The sequence below is a fragment of the Pseudonocardia sp. UM4_GMWB1 genome, assembly GCF_017312155.1.
GTDB lineage: Bacteria > Actinomycetota > Actinomycetes > Mycobacteriales > Pseudonocardiaceae > Pseudonocardia > Pseudonocardia alni.
Genome location: NZ_QJPN01000002.1, coordinates 92,890 through 105,137, shown reverse-complemented (window position 1 = coordinate 105,137; position 12,248 = coordinate 92,890). Strand labels below are relative to the sequence as shown.

General features: G+C 71.1%; 9 protein-coding genes. 2 read left to right on the top strand and 7 right to left on the bottom strand.

Translation table 11 applies throughout. The annotated features are described in order from the left end of the window. Positions 1–131 precede the first annotated feature (131 nt). Complete coding sequence (locus tag DMP15_RS28165; protein ID WP_337826757.1) at positions 132–2,519, top strand: penicillin-binding protein; 2,388 nt, start codon at positions 132–134, stop codon at positions 2,517–2,519. Here DMP15_RS28165 and DMP15_RS28160 read toward each other — a convergent pair whose 3' ends face one another. From DMP15_RS28160 to DMP15_RS28130, 7 genes are all read right to left on the bottom strand, one after another. Continuing rightward, positions 2,520–3,824 carry a sensor histidine kinase gene (locus DMP15_RS28160; RefSeq protein WP_337826756.1) on the bottom strand — a complete coding sequence of 435 codons (1,305 nt, stop codon included), beginning with the start codon at positions 3,822–3,824 and terminating at the stop codon, positions 2,520–2,522. A gap of 11 nt (positions 3,825–3,835) precedes the next feature. After that, positions 3,836–4,582 (bottom strand): response regulator transcription factor, encoded by a 747-nt coding sequence (locus tag DMP15_RS28155; protein ID WP_337826755.1) that lies wholly within the window; start codon positions 4,580–4,582, stop codon positions 3,836–3,838. Next, positions 4,567–6,147: a murein biosynthesis integral membrane protein MurJ gene (gene murJ, locus DMP15_RS28150; RefSeq protein WP_337826754.1), complete on the bottom strand. Its 1,581-nt coding sequence runs from the start codon at positions 6,145–6,147 to the stop codon at positions 4,567–4,569. Before murJ ends, DMP15_RS28155 begins: the two co-directional genes overlap by 16 nt. A 47-nt stretch (positions 6,148–6,194) precedes the next feature. Next, a complete protein-coding gene (locus DMP15_RS28145; protein WP_337826753.1) occupies positions 6,195–7,199 on the bottom strand; it encodes a hypothetical protein in 1,005 nt (334 codons plus the stop codon). Beyond that, positions 7,196–7,867 carry a GNAT family N-acetyltransferase gene (locus DMP15_RS28140; protein ID WP_337826752.1) on the bottom strand — a complete coding sequence of 224 codons (672 nt, stop codon included), beginning with the start codon at positions 7,865–7,867 and terminating at the stop codon, positions 7,196–7,198. The genes DMP15_RS28145 and DMP15_RS28140 overlap by 4 nt, the downstream gene beginning before the upstream one ends. Before the next feature lie 196 nt (positions 7,868–8,063). After that, complete coding sequence (locus DMP15_RS28135) at positions 8,064–8,597, bottom strand: hypothetical protein (protein WP_337826751.1); 534 nt, start codon at positions 8,595–8,597, stop codon at positions 8,064–8,066. 646 nt (positions 8,598–9,243) lie between these two features. Then, positions 9,244–10,494 carry a glycosyltransferase family 2 protein gene (locus DMP15_RS28130; protein ID WP_337826750.1) on the bottom strand — a complete coding sequence of 417 codons (1,251 nt, stop codon included), beginning with the start codon at positions 10,492–10,494 and terminating at the stop codon, positions 9,244–9,246. 93 nt (positions 10,495–10,587) lie between these two features. Here DMP15_RS28130 and DMP15_RS28125 point away from each other — a divergent pair, with 93 nt between their 5' ends. After that, entirely contained in the window at positions 10,588–11,736 is a 1,149-nt protein-coding gene (locus tag DMP15_RS28125; RefSeq protein WP_337826749.1) for an NAD-dependent epimerase/dehydratase family protein, read from the top strand. Positions 11,737–12,248: the final 512 nt, after the last annotated feature.

Sequence of the window (12,248 nt, the reverse complement as noted above, 5' to 3'; positions counted from 1 at the left end):
TGCGCCGTACCCGGTTCTTCTCAGTAACATCACAGTTCGATGGGCGATAGTTGTGCCATGAACCCGTCGCCGACTCCCTCCCCAGACCGGGTGGCGGCGGGTCCGGCTCCCTTCGAGGTCTAGGATCTGGCGTGCGCATCCTCAGTGGCCCGGTCGGCCGGTCGATCGCATTGCTGGCGGGGCTGAGCGTGTTGCTGGGGGTGGTGGTCGCTGGGATGGCCTTCCCGGTGGTCGGCGGCCTCGGGATCCTGTCGAACGAGGCAGGTGACAGCGTCACGTCCAGCTCGGCCGACCTGGTGAACAACCCGGCGCCGCTGACGACCACGGTCACCGACTCCGACGGGCGCCCGCTGGCCTATCTGTTCGACCAGAACCGCACCGAGGTGGCCAACGACCAGATCTCGCCGACGATGAAGGCGGCGATCCTGGCGATCGAGGACCGCCGGTTCTACGAGCACCAGGGCGTCGACTGGCAGGGCACGCTGCGTGCGGTCGTCGCGAACTCGACGTCCGGGGATGTCGTGCAGGGCGCGTCGACGCTGACCCAGCAGTACGTCAAGAACTACATGCTCTACGTCGACGCCCAGACCGAGGCCGAGCGGCTCAAGGCGACCGAGCAGACCCCCGCCCGGAAGCTGAAGGAGGCGCGGATCGCGCTGCAGCTGGAGCGCCAGCTGTCCAAGGACGAGATCCTCAACCGCTACCTCAACATCGTCTTCCTGGGCAACGGCAGCTACGGCATCGCGGCGGGCGCCCGGACCTACTTCAACACCACGCCGGACAAGCTGACAGTGCCGCAGGCCGCGTTGCTGGCCGGCATGGTCCGCTCGACGACCCAGTTCGACCCGGTGCAGAACCCGGAGACCGCGACCGAGCGGCGCAACCTGGTGATCGAGCAGATGCGCCAGCAGGGCATGATCGACGACGCCCAGGCCCGCCAGGCGACGGCCGCGCCGCTCGGCATCGCGGACCCGCTGGTCCGGATCCCGAACGGCTGCATCGGTGCCGGTGACACCGGCTTCTTCTGCAAATACGTCGTCCAGTACCTCACCGAGGCGGGCTTCTCCGAGGAACAGATCAACCGGGGCGGCTACACGATCCGGACGACGCTGGACCGGCGGGCGATGGGCGAGGTCAAACGGGCACTCGACGCGGAGGTCCCGCCGCGGACCCCGAACGTCGCGAACGTGATGTCGCTGGTGCAGCCCGGTCAGGACGCGCACCGGGTGCTGGCGATGGGGTCGAGCCGGACGTTCGGCCTCGACGCCGACGCCGAGGAGACCAGCTTCGGCCTGCCGTATCAGCCGGTGAACCTGGGTGCCGGCTCCACGTACAAGATCTTCACCGCAGCCACCGCGCTGGAGAAGGGGCTCGGCATCAACTACTCGATGCAGGTGCCTCCCTCCGGCTACGCCTCGCCGATCTACGTCGACGGCAGCGGACGCCCGATCCCGGTCGCCAACGCCAGCGAGGGCCTGCCGCCACGCATGAGCATGACCGACGCGCTCGCGCAGTCGCCGAACACCGCGTTCATCAAGCTCGAGGAGTCCACCGGGGTCCCGGACGTCGTCGACATGGCGGTCCGCCTCGGGCTGAAGTCGCTGGCCACGACGCCGTTCGTGGACCCGGGAACGGGTGAGCGCACCGACCGCTCGATCGCCGAGGTGATCAAGCAGCAGCGGCTGGCGTCGTTCACGCTCGGTGTCACCCCGACGTCGGTGCTGGAGCTGGCGAACGTCGGCGCGACGCTGTTCTCGCAGGGCAAGTGGTGCCCGCCCACGCCGATCGACTCGATCACCGACGCGAACGGGAAGGACGTCCCGATCACCGAGGAGCCCTGCCAACAGGCGGTCGACCCCGGCCTGGCGAACACCCTGGTGACCGGGATGAGCCAGGACGACATCTCCGGGACCTCGGCGGCCGCGGCCCAGGCGGCCGGCTGGACCCGGCCGATGGCGGGCAAGACCGGCACGACCCAGCAGAACAAGTCGGCGGCGTTCGTCGGGGCGATCCCGGAGATGTCCGGTGCTGTGATCACCTTCGACAACTCGAACTCCCCGCGCCCGCTGTGCGACGGCGGCAACGGGCCGTTCGCCTGCGGCGAGGGCAACATCTTCGGTGGCAAGACGCCCGCCCGGACCTGGTACGGAGCGGTGATGCCGCTGGTCGCGGGCACGCCGCCGTCCCCGCTGCCGCCGACCGACCCCCGCTACCTCGACGGTGGCGCGGAGTCCCGGATCCCGGACGTCGTCGGCCGCTCCGTCTCCGACGCCCGCGGCGAGCTCGAAGGAGCCGGCTGGCAGGTGACGACCCGGACGGTCGACAACCGGGCCGCCGAGGGGACCGTCATCGGGCAGGAGCCACGCGGCGCGGCGCTGCCGGGTGAGCCGGTGACGCTGCAGGTCAGCAGCGGCACGGTGCCCGCCCCTCCGCCGCCTCCCGGCTCGCCACCCGCGGTCGGACCCCCCGCCGGGCCACCGCCACCGGAGGAAGGCGCGACCGGCGGTGACGGTGGCTGATCAGCCGGTCGTCTTCGCGGTGGAGCCCGGGTCGTTCGAGCCCTCGGCAGAACCGGCCCTGGACCGGCTCGGTAGCAGCAGGGTCACCGGCGACGAGGTTGTGCCGACGGTGAGCCGCCCGCCCTCGCTCTCGGCGAGGCGGCGTGCCAGTGGCAGACCCATGCCGCGTCCGACGCCCCGATTCGTGAGGGCGGAGCTCGGGACCCCGGGGCCCTGGTCGCCGACGTCGATCGCGATCGCGTTCTCGCCGACCTCGCGAGCGGAGATCGACACATCCCCGGCTCCGTGCAGGAGCGCGTTATCGAGCAAGACACCGAGGATCTGCCGGACGGCGGCAGACGAGGCGTCGAGCTCGGGCAGGGAGCCCGGGAGTAGGGAGGAGAACGAGCGGCCGTCCCGCGTCAGGCGCGGGCGCCACTCGTCGTCGAACTCGGAGAACAGGCGTGGGAGGTCGGCCGGCGCCGAGGTCGTCTGCCGTTCACGCGCCAGGGCGAGGAGCTCGTCGATCGTCCGCTCGAGCCGGTCGATCGACCCCAGCCCGTACTCGATCTGCGGTCTCGTCATGGGCTCCGCCGCGTCGAGTGCGGACTCCAGTCGCAGCCGCAGACCCGCGAGCGGGGTTCGGAGTTGATGGGAGGCCTCCGCCGAGAACGCGCGTTCGCGGGCGAGGAGGTCGTCGAGCCGGCATGCGGTACGGCTCAGGGCTCCGCTCACCCGGTCGGTCTCCGCGATGCCGCTGCGCTTCGGGCTGATGCCGAAGTCCCCATCGCCCAACCGGTCCGCGTCGTCGACCAGTCGGTCGAGAGGTCGGGACAGGCGCAGCGCCAGGCGGCGAGCGAGCAGCCATGTCGACACCAGCACGACCGCGGCCAGAGCCGCCATCCCCAGCCAGATCGGCATCACGGATGCGTAGACCTGTGACGAGGGCGCGGTGGCGCGGACAACACCGACGATGTCGTGTAGGCCGCTGACCGGGACGGCCACGACAAGGTCGTCGGCAGGCGGCAGCCCGGTGCGCCCACCGAGGACGTAGTCCACCGCGGCGTCACCCTCCGAGGGGCCTGCTCCGAGGAGCAGTGCGCCGTCGGCGTCGTAGAGCGCCACGGCAGCGTCACTGGGGCCGTCCGGAAGCGCGCGCGGCACGCGGTCATGGGCCATGTCGCTCTGCACGCTGCGCGCCGCGAACCCGGCCAGCCGCTGCAGGGACGAGTGTTCCTCGGAAACAGCGAACTCGGCCAGGCCGATGGCCAGCGGTATCCCGAACAGCGCGACGGCGAACGTCGCGGTGATAAGGGCCAGTCCCACGACCCGCGACCTCATCGATCCGTCCCTTCGCCGCCGTTCGGTGGCCACTCCAGGCGGTAGCCATGTCCCCGCAGGGTCGTGATGCGGGGTGCCCGGTGCGCGGAGAAGGACGCCAGGAGCCTGCGCAGATTGCCGACGTGGACGTCGAGTGTCTTGGTCGGGCCGATCCAGTGCTCGTCCCACACGTCCGACATGAGTTGGTGACGGCTGAGCGCCGTGCCGGGTTCCCTCGCCATGCGAGCGAGCAGGTCGAACTCCTTGTTCCGCAGCTCGACGCCTGTGTGCCCGATCGACACGCGCCGACCGCTGAGGTCGATCCGCAGGTCACCGAGTTCGATGACCGGGGTCGTGGCCTTCGGTTCCGACCGGCGAAGGTGCGCGCGGACCCGGGCCAGGAGTTCTGCGAGACGGACGGGTTTGGTCAGGTAGTCGTCGGCGCCGGCTTCCAGACCGACGATCACGTCCATCTCCGCGGTTCGGGCGGTGAGGATGACGATGATCGCCTGGGGGAGGACCGTCCGCATCCGGCGGCACACCTCGGTCCCGTCGATATCGGGCAGGCCAAGGTCGACCAGGATCAGGTCGAAGGGGACCTCGGCCACTGCCCTCAGCGCCGTCGCGCCGTCGGTGCGCCACACGGTGTCGAAGCCGTGGCTCCGCAGGTTGGTCTGCAGGAGGCCTCCGATCGTATGGTCGTCCTCCACCACGAGCACCCGTACCGACGCGGCATTGGCTCGCACGTTCACGGCGTTGTCCATCGACGGTCCTTCGATAGGTGACCTGCCGCGACGATGAAGACGGTGACGTAGACGCCGACGGCCCCGAGGAGGACGAGCGCGGAATTCCACAGGTCGGTGGCCGGGCCGACGCCACTGACCGCGACAACGGCGCCTGCCCCGAGCGCCGCGGTCGCCGCAGCGAGAGCCGGTCGGAGCAGCGCTCCGGCGGCTCCTCGGAGCGGTCGCCGTCCCGTGGTTCGCACGATGAGCCGGGCGGTGCAGACCAGCCCGACCGTGTAGGCGAGCGAGAAGGCCGCGCCCAGCCCCACCACGACGTCCCCGGCGGGCAGCAGAAGCGATGCCAGAACGGCCAGCAGCGACTGGATCAGGGCGATCACGATCTGCACCATCGCCGGGCCCCGGGTGTTCTCCCACGCGTGCAGGGTCCGGACCAGCACGAACTGGAACGAGTAGATCACGACGGCCGGCGCGAAGGTCGCCAGCACCATGCCCATGAACCACGTGTCGGGCCCCGGGTTGCCGGGGAACAGCAGTCGAGTGATCAGCGGCGCGGTGATCAGCAGTGCGAACGCCACGGGCAGGAGCAGCCGACCCGACCGCACCAGGGCATCCGTTGCCGCACGGGCAACGCTGTCGACGTCGTGCTCGACGGCTGCGCGGGCCATGCGCGGAAAGGCTGCCGTGACAACGGAGACCGCGATGATCGCGTGCGGGACCAACATGATCATGTTGGCGTTGGTGTACTGCGCCAGGCCGGCCGCGTGGTCGGCGGTGTCTGCCGCGGCCGCGCCGGCCGCATTCGCGACGATCGCGGTGATCGAGTACGCGATCTGGTTGGCGGCGACGAAAAGGACGGTCCAGCCGGCGAGCCGCAGGGAACGGCCGATTCCCGCTGCCGCGACGTCTCTGCGCGGCCGGACGCGAACACCTGCCGCGCGCAGCGCCGGCAGGAGGACCAGGACCTGGACCAGTACGCCTGCGGTGGCGCCGCCGGCGATGGCGAGGGCCTCGCCGGGCGATACCGTCTCCGCCGCGTTTGCGTCCGGCCCAGTGGCGATCCCACCCAGGAACAGGAACGGGACCGCGGCGGCGATCCCGACGACGTTGTTCGCGACCGGGGCCCACATCATCGGACCGGGCCGGTCCCGGGCCAGGAGCACCTGACTGAGCACCGCGAAGATCCCGTAAAGCGGAATCTGCGGCAGGCACCACGCCAGGAACGCGGCGAGGAGAGCGGTGTCCCGCGGCGGCCAGGCGCCGCCCGTGTAGAGACGGGCGATCCACGGGGCCAGCAGCACCCCGATGACCGTCGCAGGAAGCAGGACGAGCAGGGTAACGCTGAGAAGGCGGCCGGCGAACGCGTCACCCTCCTGCCGCCCGTTCGCGGCGGCCCGGATCAGCTGCGGGACGAACACGCTGCTGATCGCACCGCCGGCCAGCAGGGTGTAGACGATCGAGGGGAGCGTGTTGGCCAGGGTCAGCGCGTTGCCCACCACGTGGAGCCCGAAGGCCGCGGCCCAGATGGACGCGCGGACGAACCCCAGGACCCGGGACAGGGCGGTGGCGACGGCGAGCCCCGACACCCGCTCTCCGCAGGTGACAGCCCCACCTGTCCGCGCGACGGAAGCCCTCACCGGGTCACCGCCCGGGCAGCCGGCTTGCCCGGAGTGATCCCGACGTGCACGTGGTCGCGGTGGACCGCGTCGGTGAAGAACCCGGTCCCGTCGACACGGATCGGCCCGCCGACCTCGGTCGCCCCGGCCTCGCCGGCGGCCGTCATCACGGCCTCGAGGCGGCGGTCGTCGCGGAGCTCCTCGACCGGCACGCCGTCGATCGCCCTGATGTCGAACGCTCGACCGACCGCATGGTTGGACAACCGGCTGGTTGGATAGACCGTGCCCGGGTGACCGGTGGCCGCGACCTGCACGTCGATCCTGGCACGAGCTCCGAGCCGCTGCAGGACACCCAGGATCGGGTCGCCGACACGACGCTCGACGATGTCGGCCCGCACCGGCTCAGGCAGGACGAGGGCGGGGTCCCCGAGCACAGCGCGTCCGAGAGCGGTCGGCCCACCGGCGCGGGCCGGTGCGAGAGGCGGGCGAGGGGGAGCGACCGATGCCGTGACCTCCCACCGGCCCTCGAGCAGGACGAGCCGGACGTCGAGCACCAGCTGTCGCACACCGTCGTGCCCGGTGTCGCCCCAACTCTGCTCGGCGAGCACGATCACGCTCGCCGTGGTTGCGGTGAGGCCACCCTGTTGCGCGAACACGACCTGTGTCCGTGCGCGGGGGGTGGGGAGATCGACCAGTTGCGGTGCGACGGCGCCAAGGGCTGCGGGGTAGCCGGCCGCGACGACGCGATCGCTGGCGGCGGTGGGCTGGGTCTCGTCCCAGCTGCCGACCGCCTCGACGAAGGCGACGGCGGTCTCCTTCGACAGGTCCCCGCGGCTGGTGCGCGGAGTCGCCACGTCGTCGGCGGCAGGGGCGGCGGCCGGTGCAGGCGTCGGCGCCCCGGTATCGAGGCGTGGTGAGGCCGGCGCGGCGCCGGCACATCCGGCGGTGACGAGGACAAGCAGCACGAGCGCCGCGGCCGGGAGCAGCCGGTCGTGCGTCGTGCTCCGTGCAGCGGAAGTCACGCACGATCCGTCGTGGCTAGACAACGCCCGAAGTGCGCGACCGGCACGCCGTCGCGGGTCTGACTCCGGTAGATCCAGGTCCAGCCGGTGTGTTCGTAGAACCGCACGGCGGAGTCCGGTTCCGTCGAGGTCACCAGTTCGACCCAGGGAATCCCGAGGCTCGTGCAACGGTCGAGGTAGATCTCGATCAGCCGCCGTCCGACGCCAGTTCCGCGGGTCCCCGGATCGACGGCGACGGCGGTCAGCTCACCGGTCGGTTCCTCGCGCTCGTGTGGTTGCGCGGTGGGCGTGCCCGAGCGTCCCCGCCAGAGGCGGGCGGCGTAGGTCGTCGCTCGACAGCGCAGGAACGTGGCGAGAAGCTGCGGGCGGGCCACGAGAGCGAAGAGGCCGTGTCGGATGAGTGCTCCCCGGTGGCGCCGCAGCAATTCGCGCCGGAACGCGCGGCGATCCGTGGTACCGACCAGGAACCCGACGACCGTTTCGGCGCTGGCGTCGTCGCTGCGCTTGATCGCAACGAGGCCGATGGCGTGGGGGCTGTCGAGGAAGGCGGCCTGCCAGCGCGCGACGAAACCCGTGCCGAGGCGCGGGAAGAAGCCGATCGGCAGGTGTGCGACATGCAGGCCGGCCATTGCGGACAGGTCGTAGGTCGTCGCGGTACGGACGAACACACGCGGACGGCGTCCGGCGGGCCGGGGAGGGCCGTTCGGTGCGGTGGGAACGGGAAGTGTCGCTGCGGATGCGCGATGCCGACACGTCGAGATGACGCCCATGACAGAACTCCAGGCGGGAAGCTCCGGAACACCGGAGACGGGGGTGATCGGGCCATGGGCCGCCCGAACACCCGTGCGAGATGTCTCGGCGAGGTCAGGCGGCGAGCGCCGACACCGGGGGGCCTCGTCGGGCGACGTCGCGGACGATCGACCACTGGGGCACGGGCAGTGCCGGTTCGTAGCCGACCAGGCGCGGCGAGCGGACCGGCCGCTTGGGCGTCGAGGCGATGCGCCGGATCAGCGCGACCAGCAAGGGACGTAGGGCAGCAACGAGGCTGCCGAGCTGCTGAACCTGGGTGACGGCGACGACGATCAGTGCCCCCAGGACGACGTGCACGACCGAAAGCGACATCTCCCCGGAGTGGTCCGTGATCGGCGGGACCAGCTTGGTCGAGGCGTGCAACGCCGGCTGCGCCACGACAGCGCCGTTGACCATGGCCAGCAGTCCCTCGTACCGACGTGCGGTGACCAGGCGCGCGAGCGCGACCGATGCCGCGACCACGCCGACCGTCGCAGCGTGCACGGGGTGTTCACCGGCCGCGAGGTCCATCCCGATCGCGAGGACGGCGGTCGCGAGGGCGGCCACGAGCAGCGCCCGCGGCGAGGAAGGACGTGCGTCGGCCAGCACGACACTCCTTCCCTCAACCGGACCGAGTGGCATCACTCGGACGTTTTCACGGTAGCGCAGGGCAGCAATTGATCCGGCGCAGGCACAGATCGGCGATCGACCGCGCCGCTGGACGTACGACCTACCTCTTGTGGACGCGACCTGGCGATCCTGTGTCAGTCAATGGGTGGCTATGGCTTCTTGGTTCGGCACACGTCGCGTGCCGCCATCCGCTCGTAGTGTGACGGCCCGCAACAACCGATCACTGCAACATCAAGTAGGACGATGAGCTAACGAATTGAGCCCGACGCGCAGGCCTGGTTCCAGGAGCTGCAGATCGGCGACAAGGTCCAGGCCACCACCGCCTCGGTCGAAACGGGGAACGGGACGGTCGTTGCATGCTGGCTGAGGCGCCGCCGGCTCGTGCGCTGTGACAGACCGGCGGGACGAGGTCTTCAGACGGGGACGGGGCACCACGCGCGTACCGGACGACTTCACGCCGAGCCACTGGCGAGCTCAATCGGCGGGCGCGGCAGCCTTCACGATCGTGCGGGGCAGAACGGGGCGCACGCGTCGACCTCACACGTCGCGACGCCGCCGTGGTCGGCCACGATGTACTCGACCAGCACGAGGTGGTCATTCACGCCGCCGAGAACCCGGTGACGGGTCACTGGTCGCGGCCTTTCCACCCTGCCGCGCCACGCAGCACCACTCGCGCGCCGTCGAGCAGGACCGCGCCGAACAACGCCCAGATCAGCGGGGCCAGTGGCGCGAACGCGGTCCGGGTGCGCATCAGCCGCGCGGCGCGGTGGTGCGCCACCGCCGCACCGCCCCAGCCGAGCAGCCCGGCCGCGACCAGGCCGATAGCCCGGGCGCTTCGGCCGCGTCCGGATCGGCCCGGCGCCCGCGCCACCCGCCGGACCCGCAGCCCGCACACCACGGCAACCGGCCCGGCCAGCGACATCGCCGCGTGCGCCAGCCCGCCCCCGGCCAGCACGAGCACCGACCGTTCGGTCGCGGCCACCAGCGTCTTGCGGAACGACGCCCAGCCGGCGCCGAAAGGGTCCAGCCCGCTGGTGGTGACCAGGCCGCCGGCGTCGACCAGCCTGGTGCGGCCGCCGTCGTCGCGCACCCGGGTGGCCAGCAGCACGTCCTCGGTCCGGCGATCCCGCAGCGCCGCCCAGCCACCGACCGCGGCGAACCGGTCGCGGCGCACCAGTAGGCACTGCCCGATCGCGAACGCCCTGCGTGCCCGGCCCTGCGGGTCGGCGTGTTCGCCGATGAACACGATCCCGGTCGGCATCAGCAGCGACCACGCCGCCGACCCGCCCGGCGGCGGGGTGCCGGCCGCGGAGACCAGGTCCGCGTCGTGCCGCACCGCGGTGGCTCGCAGCCGGCCCAGCAGCTCGGGCGCGAGCTGCGTGTCGGCGTCGACGAACAGCAGCCACTCCGGTGGCGCAGTCTCGGACCGGTCCCGCGCGACGCGGTCGGCATCCAACCCGGTCTGCATCGCCGCGACCTTCCCGGACCAGCCGGGCGGCGGACCCTCGCCGCGCACGACCGTCACCCGCGGGTCGTCGTCTGCGCGCCGGGCCGCGATCTGCCCGGTGCCATCGGATGAGTCGTCGTCGAGCACGACTATCCGCACATCCGGCACGGTCTGCGCGCGCAGCGCATCGACGCAGGCCCCGATCCGGGGCGCCTCGTCCCGAGCCGGGACGACGATTGTCACCGAGCCGTCCTCGTCGCCCGCCGCCCCGACGAGGGGGGTGATCCGGCGCACTCGCTCGACCGTGCGCGTGCCGCGCCACGCCGTCGCCAGCGAGGCCGCGATCAGGAGGAAATGTCCACACCCACCCAGCACGAGCGTGATCGTCGCGCACCAAGGTTGGCGGGCGACGGACGGGCTGTTGGCCACGCTTGGGTGACGGTGACGGTGGCGGCCCCGGGCCGGCCGAACACAGGTAGAAATTCGGACAAGGCGGACGACGTGACGACGCGAGGGGTGTCGATGAAGGTTCTGGTCCTCGGCGGCGACGGCTACCTGGGGTGGCCAACAGCGCTGCACCTGTCCGACTGCGGCCATGAGGTGGCGGTGCTGGACAACGGGGCACGCCGCGGCTACGACGACGAGCTCGGCGTCACGAGCCTGGTCCCGATCCGCGGGCTCGACGAGCGCGTCACCGCCTGGGAAGAGCTCTCCGGTGCCCGGCTGGGTGTCTATCACGGCGATCTGCTCGACGCGGAGTACGTCCGCGCCACCCTCGCCGAGTTCCGCCCCGATGCGGTCGTGCACTTCGCCGAGCAGCGCTCCGCGCCGTACTCGATGCTGGACCGCGCCCACGCCGTCTACACCCAGCACAACAACGTCGTCGGCACGCTGAACCTGCTCTACGGGATCGCCGAGACCGACCCGGACATCCACCTGGTCAAGCTCGGGACCTTGGGCGAGTACGGCACCCCGAACATCGACATCGAGGAGGGGTGGCTGACCGTCGAGCACAACGGGCGCAGCGACCGGGTGCTGTTCCCGAAGCGACCGGGCAGCTTCTATCACCTGTCCAAGGTCCACGACAGCCACAACATCGAGTTCGCCTGCCGCGCCTGGGACCTGCGGGCCACCGACCTCAACCAAGGCGTGGTCTACGGCCACCACACCGCGCAGACCGGCCGTGACCCGCGGCTGGCGACCCGCTTCGACTACGACGCCGTGTTCGGCACCGTGCTCAACCGGTTCATCATCCAGGCCGTGCTCGGCGAACCACTGACCGTCTACGGCTCCGGCGGTCAGACCCGCGGCGTGATCGACATACGCGACACCGTCGACTGCGTGCGGCTCGCCGTCGAGAACCCCGCCGAGCGCGGCGAGTTCCGGGTGTTCAACCAGCTCACCGAGTCGTTCTCGGTCGGCGAGCTGGCCAAACTCGTCGCCGATACACACCCCTGCACCGAGATCACGCACCTGGACAACCCACGGGTGGAAGCCGACCAGCACCACTACAACGTCGTCTCCACCGGCCTCGCCGAGCTGGGCCTGCGCCCGCACCTGCTCGCCGACACCCTGATCACCTCGATGTTCGAGCTGGTCGAGCGGCATGCCGGCCGGGTGAACCGCGCCGCGCTGCTGCCGGCCACGCAGTGGCGCCTGCCCGGACGATGACGTCGGGGCGACAGTGGCCCGGGCCACTGAACACGCCGGTGGGGCTATCGGCGGTGCACGCACCCGTCGCCGGACCCGCCGTGATCGGGTCCGCCACCGCTTCTCACGGACGCCACTGCAGCGACGAGAAATGAACGACGGGCGGTACCCATCCTGGAGCGGACGTCCCGCGTTGAGCACTCGCGGTCGAGGCGGTTGCCGTGCTCGTAGTCGCATCGGCCCGCCCGTGCTGCGGCGCGGTGGCGGTGGCGGCCGCCCCCAGTGGGCCGCGGATGTCGCCAGACCAGGCCATCCAGCGGGTGCAGCGTGCACCATCAGGACGAAGCGATAGCTATCGGCAGGTATACGCTAAGTGACGATCTTTCGTCGAAACGGGTACCGCATTCACCAATGGGGGGTCTTCGTCATGAAGCGGCGGGGGTCAGCCATCCACCGTGGTCGTCGACCTGCTGGCGCCTACGCCTCAGACGCCGCACTCTCTAACCGCTCTGACCTGCAGTGTTGGTTGAGAC